The organism is Heyndrickxia sp. FSL W8-0496, from assembly GCF_038007825.1.
Classification (GTDB): domain Bacteria; phylum Bacillota; class Bacilli; order Bacillales; family Bacillaceae_C; genus Heyndrickxia; species Heyndrickxia oleronia.
Window position 1 is genome coordinate 2,098,468 of sequence record NZ_JBBOXX010000001.1, and the last position, 17,084, is coordinate 2,115,551.

Here is a 17,084-nt window from a genome sequence, read left to right on the forward strand (position 1 = left end):
AGAGAAATAAGTGAGGTGTAATTGATATTGGAAGAAAAAACAATAAAACAAATGCAGCAAGAAGTTGATGATTATATAGGACAATTCAAGGAAGGTTATTTTAGCCCATTAGCGATGGTTGCCCGCTTAACTGAGGAACTCGGTGAATTAGCAAGGGAAGTTAATCATTATTATGGAGAGAAACCGAAGAAGAATACAGAAAAGGAAAAAACGGTGGAAGAAGAGTTAGGAGATTTACAGTTTGTTCTTATCTGTTTAGCTAATTCATTAAATATAAATTTACAAGAAGCTCATGAAAGAGTAATGTACAAATTTAATACACGTGATAAAGATAGATGGACGAAAAAAGAAAAGGAGTAAATATTATGGATAAAGTGAGAGTAATTATTGCAGGGCCTCGTGGAAGAATGGGAAAAGAAGCAGTCAAGCTGGTTTTTCACGAAGAAAAATTTGAGCTTGTGAGTGTTTTAGATCATAAGCATGATCAGAAAATGTTACACGAGATAGAAGATTTCCAATTATACAAAAATATTCCTGTATATTCAAATGTAGAAGAATGCCTTCAGAAATCAAATGCAGATGTATTTGTGGACTTAACTACACCTGAAGTTGGTTATTTACATACAAAAACTGCCCTACAGTATGGAGTTCGACCTGTTGTAGGAACAACAGGTTTTACCCAAGAACAACTAATAGAATTGAAACAATTAGCAGAAGAAAAAAATATTGGTTGTATCATTGCACCTAATTTTGCTATAGGTGCGGTGTTAATGATGAAGTTCTCCCAATTAGCTGCAAAATATTTTAAAGATGTAGAAATAATTGAAATGCATCATGATCAGAAACTTGACGCACCCTCTGGAACAGCTGTAAAAACAGCGGAGATGATTTCTTTATCAAGGGAGAAAAAGCAACAGGGACATCCAAATGAATCAGAAAGTATAACTGGTGCTAGAGGAGCCAACTTTGATGGAATGCATATACATAGTGTCCGTTTACCAGGATTAATTGCACATCAGCAAGTGTTATTTGGTGCAGATGGACAATCCTTAACAATTCGTCATGATTCGTATAATCGTTCTTCCTTTATGTCAGGGGTCAAATTATCCATTGAAACAGTATTGGCAATCAATACATTAGTCTACGGATTGGAAAATATTATTGATTAAGGGGCATAGGATATGGAGATTGCATTAATTGCACATGATAAAAAGAAAGATGATATGATTCGGTTTGTGACAGCATACAAAGATATTTTTGCACAGCACCGATTATATGCAACAGGTACGACTGGGAAAAGGATAAACGAAGAGACAAACCTACCAGTGATCCGTTTCCAATCAGGGCCATATGGTGGCGATCAAGAAATAGGAGCATTAATCGCAAATAATAAACTGGATATGGTTATTTTCTTTAGGGATCCATTAACAGCTCAGCCACATGAACCAGATGTGACCGCATTAATTCGTTTATGTGATGTATATTCCGTTCCCCTTGCAACGAATATGGGTACTGCCGAAGTTCTTGTTCGTGGGCTAGAAAAAGGCGATTTACAATGGCGAAGTATTATTAGAGGTGAAACAAGGCATGAATAAGAAAATAGATATATTAGCATTTGGGGCACACGCAGATGATGTAGAGATTGGAATGGCCGCGTCGATTGCAAAATGGACGAGTGAAGGGAAAAAAGTCGTCATCTGTGATTTAACAGAAGCAGAATTGTCTTCAAATGGAACAGTTAAAAATCGAAAGATTGAGGCGGCAAAGGCTGCCTCAATTTTAGGTGTTGAGGAACGGATCTCATTAAAAATTCCTGATCGTGGAATTTATCTTACCACTGAACATATACGCATGGTTGTAGAAGTCATCCGTACATATAAACCTACAGTGGTTTTTGCGCCATTTTTAGAGGACAGACATCCTGACCATGGTAATTGTGCAAAATTAGTAGAAGAGGCAATATTTTCTGCGGGAATTAGAAAATTTGAAACGAGTTTAAATTTGCCTCCACATAAACCAAAAAGTTTATATCATTATATGATAAATGGTTTTCATCATCCTGATTTTGTCATTGATGTAACCAACTATATGGATAAAAAAGTAGAAAGCTTAGAAACATACCAGAGCCAGTTTGTGATAAATAGTACAGGTGTAAGGACACCGCTAACAGATGGCTATATTGAAACTGTACAAGCGAGAGAGAGAATGTTCGGAAAAGAAGTTGGAGTAAAATTTGCCGAGGGCTTTAAAACGAAAAAGCCGCTTATATTAAATATGGATGTGATTGGAGAATGAGAAAAAAGCTTAAAATTGGAATTACCTGTTACCCGACTGTTGGAGGTTCAGGTGTCATAGCCACAGAATTAGGAAAATTTCTTGCAGAGCGAGGCCATGAAATCCATTTTATTACTTCAAGCATCCCATTCCGTTTAAATAAGATGTATCATAATATCTATTTTCATCAGGTCGAAGTGAATCAATACTCTGTATTTCAATATCCACCTTATGATATTGCTTTAGCTAGTAAGATGGCAGAAGTGATAAAGAGAGAAAAATTAGATATTCTCCATGTTCACTATGCAATGCCTCATGCTGTTTGTGCAATATTAGGAAAACAGATGGCCGGGACTAATGTAAAGATTGTAACGACTTTACATGGAACAGATATTACTGTGTTGGGGTATGATCCTTCTTTAACTGAAGCGATTCGCTTTGGTATAGAGCAATCTGATTATGTGACTGCTGTTTCAAAAGCTTTAGTTCAACAAACTTATGATCTAATCCAACCAAAGAAAGAAATTGATACAGTCTATAATTTTATTGATGAACGGGTATACAGAAAAGTTAATTCAAGTGATTTAAAAACGGAATATGGAATTTCACCAGATGAGAAAATCATCATCCATGTATCTAATTTTCGAAATGTGAAAAGAGTACCAGATGTAGTTAAGGTTTTTGCCAAAATAAAAAAGAAACTACCTGCTAAACTCCTTTTAGTTGGTGATGGTCCCGAGATGACAATCGTATGCAAATTAGTGAATGAATTACAACTAAATGAAGACGTGCTCATGTTAGGAAAGCAAGATAATCTTGAAGAATTATACTCCATAAGTGATTTAATGCTTTTGCTATCAGAAAAGGAAAGTTTTGGATTAGTAGCTCTTGAGGCTATGGCCTGTGGTGTTCCATGTATTGGAACCGATATTGGTGGAATTCCAGAAGTAATTACAGATGATATGAATGGGTATGTTTGTGAATTAGGAAATATTGAAATGATTTCAAGCTATGCGTTAAAGCTTCTTGAAGATGAAAAAATACACAATGAGTTTTCTGAAAATGCGATTCAAACCGTTCATCATCAGTTTATGTCAGAGAAAATAATTGAACAATATGAAGACATTTATTACCATCTAATACCAGACACAGAAAAGGTGGGGATGGAATGAATGAACCATTTCTAAGTGCCATCCCAATTTTAGAGGCATTAGAAAGTAATGGATTTGATGCATATTTTGTCGGGGGTTCCGTCCGAGATTATTTACTAGATCGAAAAATTGATGATGTTGATATTGCAACATCTGCTACTCCTCAGGAAGTAAAAAAAATTTTTAGTCAAACAGTAGATATTGGTATTGAACATGGAACGATACTTGTTCTCTTCGACGGGATTGGCTATGAGGTTACTACTTTTCGTGCAGAATCTGATTATCGCGATTATCGCAGACCAGAAACGGTTGATTTTATCCGTTCATTGACAAAGGATTTAGAACGAAGAGATTTTACTATGAATGCATTAGCCATGGATAAAAAAGGAAAAATCATTGATTTGTTTAATGGTATACAAGCGATTAATGATCAATTAATTGAAACAGTTGGAGATGCAAAAGAACGATTCCATGAAGATGCATTAAGAATGATGAGAGCGGTTCGATTTGTTAGTCAACTTGGGTTTTCATTGCATATGGGCACAAAGCTGGCAATTAGTAAAAATGCCTATTTATTAAAGCATATTGCGATAGAGCGTATATTCGCAGAATTTACAAAGTTAATTAGAGGCAGCAATAAAAAACAAGCTTTAACTCTATTGTTTGATTGTCAAATTATTGATTACTTACCCGGTTTTAAAGACCATACAGATAAATTGAAACAATGCTTAGAATTAGATGTGAATGCACTTTCCGAAAATCAAACATGGCTTTTAATATTAGCCTTAATCGATGTAAACGAACCGATGAATTTCTTAAGAGAATGGCGAATGCCATCTAAACAAATGAAATACATTGTGAAAGCTCTTTCGGTCTTGAAGGAAAGATATCAAAGTTCTTGGACAGTTGCTTCACTTTTTTATGCAACAAAGGATATTGCGATTGATGTTGAAGTAGTATATCAAACATTGAATAAACAGTCGATATACATGATCCAGGAAACAATCGAGAATGAATTTTCAATCATGCCGATTAAGACACGTGAAGAAATAGTCATTTCAGGGGAAGACTTAATAAATTGGTTTAATCGACCCGGTGGACCTTGGATTAAGGATTTATTGCAACAGATTGAATTGGCCATTTTAAATAAAGAAATTGCCAATGATAGAGATGAGATAAAGGGGTGGAGTCGAACATGCAATCTCCCATTCGCAAACGATTGCTAGAGGCATTTACCAATGCAAATGGAGAATTTTTATCAGGACAAGCACTTGCTGATATTTTAGGTTGTTCAAGAACAGCAGTATGGAAGCATATAGAGGAGCTGCGAAAAGAAGGATTTGAACTAGAGGCTGTTCGTAAAAAGGGGTATCGAATTATATCGACAATGGACAGAGTGACAGAAAATGAAATTCGTTTAGGCCTGAAAACTTCTAAACTAGGTAGTATGATTCAATATTTAGATACAATTGATTCGACACAAAAAGTGGCCCATCAACTAGCACAAGAAGGTTGTCCAGAAGGAACAATAGTGGTAGCTGAAGAACAAACGAATGGAAGAGGAAGACTAACTAGACATTGGCATTCTCCAAAGTTTACTGGAATATGGATGAGCATTGTGTTACGACCAAAACTTCCACCTTTTAAGGCACCGCAATTTACTTTGATTACTGCAGTTGCAGTTGTACAGGCAATCGAACAACTATGCGACCTACAACCAGAAATTAAATGGCCAAATGATATCTTAATAAAAGGAAAAAAAGTAACCGGCATATTGACGGAATTACAAGCAGATTCGGATAAAATTCACTCTATTATTATTGGAATCGGAATTAATGTTAACCAAACGAGAGAAGACTTTCCCGAAGAATTGCATTCAGTTGCAACATCAATAGCAATTGAAAATGGTGGAAAGCTGTCCCGCTCTATACTTATTCAACAAATACTAGCTAATTTGGAAAAGTATTATCAGATTTACTTAGAAAAAGGCTTTGCTCCATTAAAGTTATTATGGGAAAGCTATGCCATCAGTATTGGGAAGGACATTATTGCTCGTACCGTTAATGAAGTGATAGCTGGTAAAGCAATAGGTATCTCTGATGAAGGCGTATTAAAAATCCAGGATAAAAATGGTGTCATTCATGATATTTATTCTGCGGATATTGAGGTAGGAAAATAAAAAATGGATAGTAAGTAATGAAATATTTTGATATAATTTACTCGGGTAGTATCCAAAAGGAACTGCACCTTGCTTACATTTATTATTAATAGAATATTGTTCTGCCTTGATCCATGAATTGGACGGGGACGGAGGATGGGTCAATCATTTACTAATAACAGGAGTCCTTCTGCCTTGCGGAAGGGCTTTTTTTGCATCAAACGTTCTAAATATGAACCAGTAAATTAGACTTTGTGTCAAGAACCATAAAAAGCAAGGTTGGATGCTCCCCTAGTCAAATACTAAGGGAGGAAACATGATGAAACAAACGACAGATTTTAAAATGATGAAGCAAAATAAGGAAAAGATCACCATGGTTACCGCGTATGATTTTCCAACTGCAAAATTGGCACAGCAGGCCAATATGGATATGATCTTAGTTGGTGATTCTTTAGGGATGGTTGTTTTAGGGTATGATTCAACAGTACCTGTAACGATTGAGGATATGATACATCATACAAAAGCTGTAAAACGAGGAGCTAGTGATGTATTTGTCGTTACCGATATGCCATTTATGACATATCATCTTAGCCGGGAGGAAACGTTGAAACATGCTGCTAGTCTTATTCAAAATGGTGGTGCGAATGCTGTAAAAGTTGAAGGTGCTGGACATGTAATTTCAATGATTGAAGCGTTAACATCATCAGGTATTCCTGTTATGGCACATCTCGGTTTAACCCCTCAAACTGTAGGTGTCTTAGGGGGATATAAGGTTCAAGGCAAAACGGCAGATGCAGCTATACAGTTGATTGAAAATGCAAAAAAATGTGAAGAAGCAGGTGCTTTTGCAATTGTCTTAGAATGTGTACCAAAGCAATTAGCAAAAGAGGTGACAGCTAACATCAGTATTCCAACCATTGGTATTGGAGCAGGAGTAGATGTTGATGGTCAAGTATTAGTTTTTCATGACTTAACGATGTTCGGAGTTGAACGAGTACCTAAATTTGTAAAAACATATGCAGATAGTAATGATTTAATCTTGAATGGACTAAAAAATTATGTGGCAGATGTGAAAACGAGTAAATTCCCAGAGGATAAGCATACGTTCACTATGAAACAAGAGGAATTGTCTACACTTTACGGAGGAAAATAAAATGAAATTGGTGACAGATAGAACGACGATTTCGAAAATAGTTAAGCAGCATAGACAAAATCATGAAAGTATCGGATTTGTTCCTACCATGGGCTATTTACATGAAGGCCATTTAGCTTTAGTGGAAAAAGCTAAGGAACAAAATGATATCGTGATTATGAGTATTTTTGTCAATCCTACTCAATTTGGACCAAATGAAGATTTTGACTCCTATCCACGAGATTTGGCACATGATCAACGTTTAGCAGAAGCAGCAGGAGTGGACTATATTTTTGCACCTTCCGTTGAGGAAATGTATCCAAATAAAATGAATAATCAAATTACTGTCGTGGAAAGAGCCGGGGTACTTTGCGGGAGAAGTAGACCTGGCCATTTTGATGGAGTAGTTACCATTTTGTTAAAGCTATTTTCACTAATTATGCCTGAGAGAGCATATTTCGGTAAGAAAGATGCACAGCAAATTGCAGTGATTGATGGACTTGTACAGGATTTCTTTTTACCTATCCAAATTATTGCTGTTGAAACAAATAGAGAGCTTGATGGTTTAGCAAAAAGCTCAAGAAATGTCTTTTTATCGGATTCAGAAAGAGTTGAGGCAAAAGAATTATATAAAAGTCTTACAAAGGCAAAGACTGCAATTAACTCTGGTGAAAAATCTAAAAAACGGATTATAGAAATGGTGATTGATCATCTTCAATTAAATACAAGTGGTGAGATTGACTATGTTGAAATATATTCTTATCCATCATTAAAAGCGTTAGATGTCATTGAAGGGAAGGTTATCATCGCAATAGCAGTTAAGTTTTCAAAAGCAAGATTAATTGATAATCTCATCCTTGATGTCCGGTAGATTGCACAAAAGAAATAAAAGGAGAATCATTTATGTTTCGTACAATGATGAATGGGAAAATTCACAGAGCAACAGTTACAGAAGCTAATTTAAATTATGTCGGCAGTATTACAATCGATGAGGATATACTAGACGCGGTTGGAATGGTTGCTAATGAAAAAGTACAAATCGTTAATAATAATAATGGAGCACGTTTAGAAACGTATATTATCCCAGGCAAACGGGGAAGTGGTGTAATTTGTCTGAACGGTGCAGCTGCCAGACTTGTTCAAGTAGGAGATATTGTCATTATTATTTCATACGCTCTTATTCAAGAAGATAAAATAAAAAATCATCAGCCAAAAATCGCTATTCTGGATGAAAATAACCATATTTCGCAGATGATTTCCTATGAACCCGAAGCAACAATCATTTAAGATAAAAAGAAAACCGTATCTCAGTGGATACGGTTTTTCTCAATAGTATAGAATTTAAGTTTTTTACAAATAAAAATAAGTTTGGAATAAGTCTCCTTTGTTCAACCGAGAAAAGAGCTGCAAGCAATATAAGAACGCTCCCCCTTTTTATAGTGTGTAAAAGCCGGCAGTAGGGCTTTTACAAAGCAACACATTAGTTGAAGTGTATTTATGTATAGGGCTCTTTTCTCAATAGTATAGTGTTTAAGTTTTTTACAAATAAAAATAAGTTTAAGATAAGTCTCTTTAGTTCACCGAGAAAAGAGCTGCAAGCAATATAAGAACGCTCCCCCTTTTTATAGTGTGTAAAAGCCGGCAGTAGGGCTTTTACAAGCAACACATTAGTTGAAGTGTATTTATGTATAGGGCTCTTTTCTCAATAGTATAGAATTTAAGTTTTTTACAAATAAAAATAAGTTTAGGATAAGTCTCTTTAGTTCACCGAGAAAAGAGCTGCAAGCAATATAAGAACGCTCCCCCTTTTTATAGTGTGTAAAAGCCGGCAGTAGGCTTTTACAAAGCAACACATTAGTTGAAGTGTATTTATGTATAGGCTCTTTTCTCAGATCCTATTTAGTTTATGTTCCAACTAACATCAAGTGGAGATGAGTCTCTCCATGTTAACTGAAAAAAGAGCTGCATACGGTTATAAACGCTACCCTTTTACAAAGCAACCTTACACGAAAAGTGTATATAATGCTCTTTTCTCAAAATTTATGCTAAATAGTTTAATGAACCGAATTATGTAGAGAATGTTTAAACCACGCTACAATTTAAAATATTGAAATTGTCATTGCATAGCTCTCACATTCGTACGTTATTGAACAAGGTGCATACGTTTTTGGATATAATAGTTATGGATTAATCGCTTTAATATGATAAACTAAGTAGAAACAAAAATAGCCTTTTGAAATATGAAATAGGTGATTGAATGAAACAGCGTTTTGTAGTAGTAGACTTAGAGACAACAGGAAATTCACCCAAAAAAGGTGACCGAATCATCCAAATAGCTGCTGTTGTCATTGAAAATGAAGAAATAATTGATCAATATACAACATTTGTTAATCCTTGTGTACCAATTCCATCATTTATTGAGGAACTTACAGGGATTAATGATGATATGGTCAAACATGCACCATTATTCGAAGAAGTGGCCCCTGTATTAACAAGGATTCTAAAAGACAGTATCTTTGTGGCGCATAATGTCTTGTTTGATTTGAATTTTCTCCAATCAGAATTTAATCGAGTAGGTTGTCCGGAATTTGTCGGCTTAAATGTCGATACGGTCGAATTAGCTAAAGTATTATTGCCAACGTCTGATAGCTATAAGCTATTTGAGTTGACTGAATATCTCGCAATCAAGCATGATCGGCCACATCAAGCGGATAGTGATGCGTTAGTAACCGCTGAATTGCTTTTGCAATTTATTAACAAAACAAGAGAGCTACCACTTGTAACACTCGAAAAGCTTGCAAAACTTTCAATAGGATTAAAGAGCAATTTAAACGAAATTTTTGAAGACATTCTGACAGAGAAACGAAATCATTTAGAAAACCTCTCTGAGCATTTAGAGGTATTTAAAGGAATTGCCCTCCGTAAAAAAAATAAGAAATACTCCAATTATAACTATCGCGAAAAAAAGGAGTATCCTTTACATCAACATGATAAGCAAAAATTACTATCAAATGGAATAAAGCATTATGAAGTAAGAGATGGTCAACATGAAATGATGGATACGGTGTATGAAGCATTTCGATTAAATAAGCATGCAATGATTGAGGCTGGAACGGGAATTGGTAAATCAATTGCGTATTTATTACCTAGTATTTATTTTAGTAAAACTGAAAATCAACCCATTTTAATAAGTACTCATACGATACAATTGCAGGATCAATTATTAAATACGGAATTGAAAAAACTTGAAAAAGTTCTTTCTTTTCCATTTAAAGCAGTTGTGCTTAAGGGAAAACAACATTACATAAATTTATTTAAATTTGAACAAACACTTTATGAGGCTGATCAGCAATATGACACAATCCTAACGAAAATGCAGTTACTAGTTTGGCTTATTCATACGGAAACAGGTGATATTGATGAGGTGAATTTATCAAGTGGCGGAAAAATCTTTTGGAATCGGATAAGGCATGATGGCTGGCATTTATCGAAAGAACGAGATCCATGGATAGCAAAGGATTTTTATTTATACGCTAGAAGAGAAGCCGAGAATGCAGATATTGTTATTACAAACCATTCTATGCTACTACTTGATTTAATTCAGAAGCAACAACTATTTAAAGAATTTAATTATGTGGTTCTGGATGAAGCCCATCATTTTGAAAAAACTTCTAGAGGCTTTCTAGGAGAAAAATTAGAGTATATTCCTAGCAAATTTTTTTGTAGCCAACTAGGTTCTTATGAAAAACAACAACTATTTTATCAACTCGAATTAATGGTACAAAAGCAGAAAATTTCACTAAAAATGCCTACCTTTGAGTTGGATTTTATTATCGCTGAGCTTGAAACGGAAATCGATGAATTATTTACGATTATTGCAGAGAAATTGTTGAAAAATGAGAAGAAAAATAAAGGACATCATAAACTGCAGATTCGTCTTTCAAACAAGTTAATGAAAGAAAAAACTTTACAACCAATTTTATTTGCAGCTGAAAGAGTAATATCATCCATTAATCAAATAAGAAATGGATTAGAAGAGCGGTTAAGTCAATTGAAAAAGATTAGTGAAAAATTATCTGAAAAGGATAAGGCTCTTCTTGAGGAAGTCTTTAGCTATGAGCATGAATTAGTATCATTTAAGCATTCGATCCAACATCTTTTGTTAGAGCAAACAAATGAATTTGTTTATTGGCTAGAAGGTGATATGAGGGCTATACCTAATAGTATTTCGATACAAGCACAGCCGATTTCTGTAAGTGAGAAATTGAGCAAAGAGTTTTTTGCTAAAAGAAAGAGTGTGATTTTAACTTCTGCTACTTTAACTGTAAAAGATTCTTTCCGTTTTTTTGAAAATGAATTAGGACTTCATCAATTTGCGGATTTAATAAAAAAGCAAATTCCTTCTCCTTTTCCATATTCAGAAATGACCAAGTTGTTAATTCCAAATGATATCCCTGAAATTCGTGAGGTGGCAGTATCTGAATATGTAGAAGCCATCGCTAATCATTTAATTGCCATTGCACAGGCAACAAAAGGTAGAATGCTCGTCTTATTTACCTCATATGACATGTTAAAGAAAACGTATGAGTTAATGAAGGAAAGTGGCTTATTGGATGATTTTATACTTATTGCTCAAGGAATTACGACAGGAAGCAGGATGAGATTAACAAAAAACTTTCAACGATTTGATAAAGCGGTCCTTTTTGGTACCAATAGTTTTTGGGAGGGCGTAGACATTCCTGGTGAAGATCTGTCGTGTTTATCAATTGTGAGATTGCCATTTAGTCCTCCTGATGAGCCATATACATGGGCAAAGAATGAAGCTATACAGGCCGAAGGGAAAAATCCATTTTCTACTTATTCATTACCTGAAGCGGTAATTCGATTTAAGCAAGGGTTTGGACGACTTATTCGTAGTAGTACAGACAAAGGAATTGTCATTGTATTTGATAGAAGAATTGAAACAACATCATATGGAAATGCTTTTATTCGCTCGATTCCATCTGTTCCAATTGAACATGTATCATTAAAGGAAATGATTGAAACGGTTGAAAAGTGGTTATAGACATGTGGAGTTGTTCATTGGCTTTTGATTTTCTAAATACAAAATTTGCATTAAAACTTTTATAGAAGAAATTGTTCTCTTTTAGCGTAGAGATATTTGATGTTAGGCGTTGTTTCGACTTGAGTAGGAACGACTCAATTATAAAAACTACATCGAATTTTATAATTTCTTATCGTAAAAAACACGCTGCTTTTTAGTAGCAGCGTGAAAAAATGTGTGGATTAGAAAAATTTTTTGGTATATCGTTAATAAACACGGAAATGTTGTTATAATAAATTTGTGTTTCAGTATTTATATTGTGGCTATAATCGGTTACGATATTTATAACAATATTTGTTTTTGTAGGGGGATTATGATGGACAGCAAAATAGAAGTGCTATCAACTGTAAAGATTGAATATCAAGCTGAATTATACAAAATCGTTGATGCACTCAACAGAACATTAAAAAATCAAGATTTAATGTTCGGATTAGCATTAGATACTGAGGACCAAAGTAAAGCAGTATTTACAATATATCGTACATAGAGGGTTATTATGAAAAAATGGATTATCATCGCTGGATTATGTATTTTAGTTATTGTTGGGGTCAGTGTAAATGTATACTTCCAATCAATGAAGCCTATAAGCCATGCGAAAGATTTTGCAGAAAAAAAGGCAAGAGAAAAGGCGAATCTTACGTCTATGGATCAATTTTATCTGTATAATGGGGATATTACCTATTATGTAGCAGTTGGAAAACAAAAAAATGGGAAAAAGGTTGCTGTATGGATTCCTGAAAAAAACAGTGATCAAATTACCATTGAAAAATGGTCAGATGGAATTTCAAAGTCTGAGGCAATTAATACAGTAATAAAAAAGGAAAAACCGGCTAAAGTTCTAGGTAGTCGCTTAGGTATGTTAGAAAAGGAACCGGTTTGGGAAATTTCATATCTTGATCATTCATCACGGTTAAATTATGCCTATGTGTACTTTTTAAAGGATAATGATAAAACTCCGTATATGATTACAAATATATAGAAAAGGTGAGGAGAAATGACATTACAACTAGCAAATCGTGTAAGTGCTCTTACACCATCATCTACACTAGCCATTACTGCAAAAGCAAAAGCAATGAAAGCAGAAGGAATTGATGTAATCGGTCTAGGAGCTGGAGAACCAGACTTTAATACACCACAACATATTATCGACGCTGCAATAAAGGCGATGAATGAAGGACAAACAAAATATACAGCTACAGGTGGACTTCCTGAATTAAAGAAAGCTATTATTGGAAAGTTTAAAAAGGATCAAAATATTGATTATAAGCCTTCTGAAGTCATTGTAACAAATGGTGCTAAGCATGCTCTTTATACACTTTTTCAAGTGATTTTAAATGAAGGGGATGAGGTCATCATTCCAATTCCATATTGGGTCAGTTATCCAGAACAGGTTAAGCTTGCTGGAGGAGAACCCGTATATATTAATGGAAAAGAAGCAAATCAATTTAAAATTACAGCAGATCAGCTGAAATCTGCTATAACTTCTAAAACAAAAGCTATCATTATTAACTCACCAAGCAATCCAACAGGTATGCTTTATACAAAAGAAGAGTTAGCTGAATTAGGTGAAATTTGTTTAGAACATAATATTTTGATTATCTCTGATGAAATTTATGAAAAGTTAATTTATGGTGATCATGCACATGTTTCAATTGCAGAACTTTCAACTGAATTAAAAAATCAAACAATCATCATCAATGGAGTTTCTAAATCACATTCAATGACTGGATGGAGAATTGGATATGCAGCTGGAAATGCACAAATTATCAAAGCAATGACAGACCTTGCCAGTCATTCCACCTCAAACCCGACTACTCCATCACAATATGGAGCGATTGCGGCATATAATGGCACTCAGGAGCCAGTAGAAACAATGCGAGAAGCATTTGAAGATAGATTGAATAAAATACATCAACAACTTATTCAAATTCCAGGAGTAAGCTGTTTGAAGCCTCAAGGTGCTTTTTATTTGTTTCCAAATGTAATCGAGGCAGCTAAGCTAACAGGTTTTGATTCAGTGGATCAATTCGCAGAAGCATTACTTGAAGAGGCAAACGTGGCAGTCATTCCGGGTTCAGGCTTTGGAGCTCCCGATTATATTCGTTTATCTTATGCGACATCATTAGAACTATTAGAAAAAGCCATTGAAAGAATTCAACAGTTTGTAAAAAGTAAAATGAAATAAATCCACTATAAAAATGGAGCCAATAAAATAAATTTTATCCCCCTAATAAATAGGGGGGATTTTTAATTAATATTTTCCTTTTATATACTTGTTTAGTATAATAAGTTTGGATATAAAATGATATGAAGTGTAGTTTTTGAAGTTTTTGGAGGGAAGTAGATTGAAAACGACAATTAATGAAGTAAATAAATTCGTTGGACAAGACGTCACGATTGGTGCCTGGGTTGCCAACAAAAGATCTAGCGGGAAAATCGCATTTTTACAACTTCGTGATGGAACAGGGTTTATCCAAGGGGTTGTTGTAAAAACAGATGTCCCTGAAGAAGTTTTTCAAAAAGCAAAATCTTTAACACAAGAAACCTCTATTTATGTGACAGGAACTGTTCAAGAAGATAGTCGTTCATCTTTCGGATACGAGCTTTTAGTAAAGGATGTAGAAGTGATTCATGAAGCACATGATTTCCCGATTACTCCGAAAGAACATGGAACAGAGTTCTTAATGGATCATCGTCATCTTTGGTTGCGTTCACGTCGTCAACATGCGGTAATGAAAATCCGTAATGAAATTATTCGCGCGACGTATGAATTTTTTAATGACAATGGATTTACTAAAATCGATCCACCAATTCTTACTGGAAGTGCGCCTGAAGGAACAACAGAATTATTTCATACAAAATATTTCGATGAAGATGCATACCTTTCACAAAGTGGTCAGCTATATATGGAAGCATCCGCAATGGCTTTAGGTAAAGTATTCTCATTTGGACCAACATTCCGCGCGGAAAAATCAAAAACAAGAAGACATTTAATTGAGTTTTGGATGATTGAACCAGAAATGGCATTTTACCAACATGAAGATAGCTTAAAAGTTCAAGAAGAATATGTAGCTCATATTGTTCAATCAGTTCTAAAGAATTGCAAATTAGAATTGGAACGATTAGGTAGGGATACTTCTAAGCTTGAGCAAGTAAAGGCACCGTTCCCTCGTATTGAATACGATGATGCCCTTAAGCTTCTACATGAAAAAGGTTTTAATGATATTGAGTGGGGCGACGACTTTGGGGCACCACATGAAACAGCAATTGCAGAATCATTTGATAAACCAGTCTTTATTACGAATTATCCAACTTCATTAAAGCCATTCTATATGCAACCACATCCAGAGCGTCCTGAAGTTGTTCTATGTGCTGATTTGATTGCGCCTGAAGGCTATGGGGAGATTATTGGTGGTTCTGAACGTATTTATGATTATGAATTAATGAAGAAAAGAATCGAAGAACATGGCTTAGGAATAGATGCATACCAATGGTATCTTGAATTAAGTCAATATGGAGCGGTTCCGCATTCAGGTTTTGGATTAGGACTAGAACGTACTGTAGCTTGGATTTCTGGAGTAGAGCATGTTCGTGAAACAATTCCATTCCCACGTTTACTTAACCGACTTTACCCATAATTTCGAATGAAAAGGTTGTGTCTAATAAACACAGCCTTTTTTTCTTGATTGATAGACATTACAGTGTGGGTATACAGGAAAATCAAAGGGCAGATTTTCTTGGAAAGTCTAGGAACATGACTTTCCTATTTAGGGAAAATCAAAGGGCAGATTTTCCTTGTTCCATATTTGTAATACTTCCTTTATACTTATTTATGAGGTGTACAAAATGGATAAGGATTTAATTTTATCATGGATTGAGGATGGGATGATTCAGATTCCTCGACTTTTAATGGTTAAATATAAACATATTGGTTTAAACGAAACTGAATTAGTTTTGTTATTACAGGTTTTTTCCTTTTTAGAAAAAGGAAATGATTTTCCTACCCCGGCACAGCTTTCAGAAAGAATGACGATTCCCGATGGCATGTGTGCTTCATTGTTAAGAAGATTAGTTCAGAATCAATATATTAGTATTGAAGAAGGGTATTCCGAAGAGAATATACGTTATGAAAAGTACTCATTAAAACCTCTATGGAGTAAATTAATCGATGAGTTTACATTTGAAAAGAAACAAGCTGAACTAGAACATAATTTACATGAAGAAACGAATCTATATACTATTTTTGAACAGGAATTTGGGAGACCATTATCTCCTCTTGAATGCGAAACTTTGGCGATGTGGCTTGACCAAGATCATCAAGATCCATCTGTAATAAAGGCAGCTCTAAGGGAAGCTGTTATTTCTGGAAAATTAAATTTTCGATATATTGATCGAATATTATTTGAATGGAAGAAAAACGGAATTAAAACAATTGAACAAGCAAAGGATTATGGTAATAAATTTCGTCAGCAACGTAAAAAAACTACGCTCGTTCAAAAAAGTGATTCGAAAACCATCCCTTTTTATAATTGGTTAGAACAATAATATATTACTTAAGAAATAGTCAAGGTGGAACGAAAAATGTTAAATATGCAGCAAATTCGATTTTGCTTAGATGAAATAGGGAAAATGTTTCCCAATGCACATTGTGAATTAAATCATTCTAATCCTTTTGAACTTGTCATTGCTGTTTCACTTTCAGCACAATGCACGGATGTTCTTGTTAATAAAGTAACTAAATCTTTATTTGAAAAATATAAGACCCCCGAAGATTATTTAGCTGTTTCTTTAGAAGAGTTACAAAATGATATAAGATCTATTGGTCTATATAGAAACAAAGCGAAAAACATTCAAAAATTATGTAGCATGCTTATTAATGAATATCAAGGGAAGCTTCCGGAGGATAGAGATGAATTAACAAAACTTCCTGGTGTAGGACGAAAGACAGCTAATGTCGTCGTTTCAGTAGCATTTGGTATTCCTGCTATCGCCGTAGATACACATGTTGAAAGGGTGAGTAAAAGACTAGGAATTTGTAGATGGAAAGATAGTGTGTTAGAAGTAGAAAATACATTAATGAGAAAAGTTCCAAAAGATGAATGGTCTCAGACTCATCATCGCTTAATTTTTTTTGGTAGATATCATTGTAAGGCACAAAACCCGCAATGTGACATTTGCCCTTTATTAAGTGTTTGTCGGGAAGGACAAAAACGTATGAAGAAGAGGGGAGTAACCATATAATGAAAAAAGTCATCTAATCATATT

17 protein-coding genes are annotated in these 17,084 nt (G+C 34.6%); all 17 read left to right on the forward strand.

All coding sequences use genetic code 11. The features are described from left to right. The first annotated feature begins 27 nt into the window (after positions 1 to 27). On the forward strand, positions 28 to 360 hold the full coding sequence (locus NST63_RS10620; RefSeq protein ID WP_058002379.1) for a nucleotide pyrophosphohydrolase: 333 nt from the start codon (positions 28 to 30) through the stop codon (positions 358 to 360). Between the two features lie 5 nt (positions 361 to 365). Then, complete coding sequence (gene dapB, locus NST63_RS10625; RefSeq protein WP_341042045.1) at positions 366 to 1,169, forward strand: 4-hydroxy-tetrahydrodipicolinate reductase; 804 nt, start codon at positions 366 to 368, stop codon at positions 1,167 to 1,169. A gap of 12 nt (positions 1,170 to 1,181) precedes the next feature. Continuing rightward, on the forward strand, positions 1,182 to 1,595 hold the full coding sequence (gene mgsA / locus NST63_RS10630; RefSeq protein WP_212942856.1) for a methylglyoxal synthase: 414 nt from the start codon (positions 1,182 to 1,184) through the stop codon (positions 1,593 to 1,595). Then, positions 1,588 to 2,295 carry a bacillithiol biosynthesis deacetylase BshB1 gene (bshB1, locus tag NST63_RS10635; protein ID WP_212942854.1) on the forward strand — a complete coding sequence of 236 codons (708 nt, stop codon included), beginning with the start codon at positions 1,588 to 1,590 and terminating at the stop codon, positions 2,293 to 2,295. The genes mgsA and bshB1 overlap by 8 nt, the downstream gene beginning before the upstream one ends. Next, on the forward strand, positions 2,292 to 3,446 hold the full coding sequence (bshA, locus tag NST63_RS10640; protein WP_341042047.1) for an N-acetyl-alpha-D-glucosaminyl L-malate synthase BshA: 1,155 nt from the start codon (positions 2,292 to 2,294) through the stop codon (positions 3,444 to 3,446). Before bshB1 ends, bshA begins: the two co-directional genes overlap by 4 nt. After that, entirely contained in the window at positions 3,443 to 4,651 is a 1,209-nt protein-coding gene (locus tag NST63_RS10645) for a CCA tRNA nucleotidyltransferase (RefSeq protein ID WP_212942850.1), read from the forward strand. The genes bshA and NST63_RS10645 overlap by 4 nt, the downstream gene beginning before the upstream one ends. Beyond that, positions 4,621 to 5,604 carry a biotin--[acetyl-CoA-carboxylase] ligase gene (locus NST63_RS10650; RefSeq protein WP_078110639.1) on the forward strand — a complete coding sequence of 328 codons (984 nt, stop codon included), beginning with the start codon at positions 4,621 to 4,623 and terminating at the stop codon, positions 5,602 to 5,604. Before NST63_RS10645 ends, NST63_RS10650 begins: the two co-directional genes overlap by 31 nt. Positions 5,605 to 5,902: 298 nt before the next feature. Then, complete coding sequence (gene panB / locus NST63_RS10655) at positions 5,903 to 6,736, forward strand: 3-methyl-2-oxobutanoate hydroxymethyltransferase (protein WP_078110640.1); 834 nt, start codon at positions 5,903 to 5,905, stop codon at positions 6,734 to 6,736. 1 nt (position 6,737) lies between these two features. Then, positions 6,738 to 7,586, forward strand: a complete 849-nt coding sequence (panC, locus tag NST63_RS10660) for a pantoate--beta-alanine ligase (protein ID WP_078110641.1) — start codon at positions 6,738 to 6,740, stop codon at positions 7,584 to 7,586. Positions 7,587 to 7,618: 32 nt separating this feature from the next. After that, on the forward strand, positions 7,619 to 8,002 hold the full coding sequence (gene panD, locus NST63_RS10665; RefSeq protein ID WP_078110642.1) for an aspartate 1-decarboxylase: 384 nt from the start codon (positions 7,619 to 7,621) through the stop codon (positions 8,000 to 8,002). A 970-nt stretch (positions 8,003 to 8,972) separates the two neighbouring features. After that, complete coding sequence (dinG, locus tag NST63_RS10670; protein WP_341042049.1) at positions 8,973 to 11,780, forward strand: ATP-dependent DNA helicase DinG; 2,808 nt, start codon at positions 8,973 to 8,975, stop codon at positions 11,778 to 11,780. 355 nt (positions 11,781 to 12,135) lie between these two features. Next, positions 12,136 to 12,306 (forward strand): YpmA family protein, encoded by a 171-nt coding sequence (locus NST63_RS10675; protein ID WP_065107196.1) that lies wholly within the window; start codon positions 12,136 to 12,138, stop codon positions 12,304 to 12,306. 9 nt (positions 12,307 to 12,315) lie between these two features. Continuing rightward, positions 12,316 to 12,798, forward strand: coding sequence for a cell wall elongation regulator TseB-like domain-containing protein (locus NST63_RS10680; protein ID WP_212942846.1), 483 nt, complete (start codon positions 12,316 to 12,318; stop codon positions 12,796 to 12,798). Positions 12,799 to 12,813: 15 nt separating this feature from the next. Further along, on the forward strand, positions 12,814 to 14,004 hold the full coding sequence (locus NST63_RS10685) for a pyridoxal phosphate-dependent aminotransferase (RefSeq protein WP_212942844.1): 1,191 nt from the start codon (positions 12,814 to 12,816) through the stop codon (positions 14,002 to 14,004). 160 nt (positions 14,005 to 14,164) lie between these two features. After that, complete coding sequence (asnS, locus tag NST63_RS10690) at positions 14,165 to 15,457, forward strand: asparagine--tRNA ligase (protein ID WP_058002392.1); 1,293 nt, start codon at positions 14,165 to 14,167, stop codon at positions 15,455 to 15,457. Positions 15,458 to 15,665: 208 nt separating this feature from the next. After that, positions 15,666 to 16,364, forward strand: coding sequence for a DnaD domain-containing protein (locus NST63_RS10695; protein ID WP_058002393.1), 699 nt, complete (start codon positions 15,666 to 15,668; stop codon positions 16,362 to 16,364). A gap of 36 nt (positions 16,365 to 16,400) precedes the next feature. Then, complete coding sequence (nth, locus tag NST63_RS10700; protein ID WP_212942830.1) at positions 16,401 to 17,060, forward strand: endonuclease III; 660 nt, start codon at positions 16,401 to 16,403, stop codon at positions 17,058 to 17,060. Positions 17,061 to 17,084: the final 24 nt, after the last annotated feature.

Bases quoted from the DNA above. Each gene is read 5' to 3' on its own strand.
- panD (WP_078110642.1), top strand. From the start codon at position 7,619: ATGTTTCGTACAATGATGAATGGGAAAATTCACAGAGCAACAGTTACA.
- panB (WP_078110640.1), top strand. From the start codon at position 5,903: ATGAAACAAACGACAGATTTTAAAATGATGAAGCAAAATAAGGAAAAG.
- panC (WP_078110641.1), top strand. From the start codon at position 6,738: ATGAAATTGGTGACAGATAGAACGACGATTTCGAAAATAGTTAAGCAG.
- mgsA (WP_212942856.1), top strand. From the start codon at position 1,182: ATGGAGATTGCATTAATTGCACATGATAAAAAGAAAGATGATATGATT.
- NST63_RS10695 (WP_058002393.1), top strand. From the start codon at position 15,666: ATGGATAAGGATTTAATTTTATCATGGATTGAGGATGGGATGATTCAG.
- NST63_RS10685 (WP_212942844.1), top strand. From the start codon at position 12,814: ATGACATTACAACTAGCAAATCGTGTAAGTGCTCTTACACCATCATCT.
- NST63_RS10680 (WP_212942846.1), top strand. From the start codon at position 12,316: ATGAAAAAATGGATTATCATCGCTGGATTATGTATTTTAGTTATTGTT.
- dapB (WP_341042045.1), top strand. From the start codon at position 366: ATGGATAAAGTGAGAGTAATTATTGCAGGGCCTCGTGGAAGAATGGGA.
- bshA (WP_341042047.1), top strand. From the start codon at position 2,292: ATGAGAAAAAAGCTTAAAATTGGAATTACCTGTTACCCGACTGTTGGA.
- bshB1 (WP_212942854.1), top strand. From the start codon at position 1,588: ATGAATAAGAAAATAGATATATTAGCATTTGGGGCACACGCAGATGAT.
- nth (WP_212942830.1), top strand. From the start codon at position 16,401: ATGTTAAATATGCAGCAAATTCGATTTTGCTTAGATGAAATAGGGAAA.
- dinG (WP_341042049.1), top strand. From the start codon at position 8,973: ATGAAACAGCGTTTTGTAGTAGTAGACTTAGAGACAACAGGAAATTCA.
- NST63_RS10675 (WP_065107196.1), top strand. From the start codon at position 12,136: ATGGACAGCAAAATAGAAGTGCTATCAACTGTAAAGATTGAATATCAA.
- NST63_RS10645 (WP_212942850.1), top strand. From the start codon at position 3,443: ATGAATGAACCATTTCTAAGTGCCATCCCAATTTTAGAGGCATTAGAA.
- NST63_RS10650 (WP_078110639.1), top strand. From the start codon at position 4,621: ATGCAATCTCCCATTCGCAAACGATTGCTAGAGGCATTTACCAATGCA.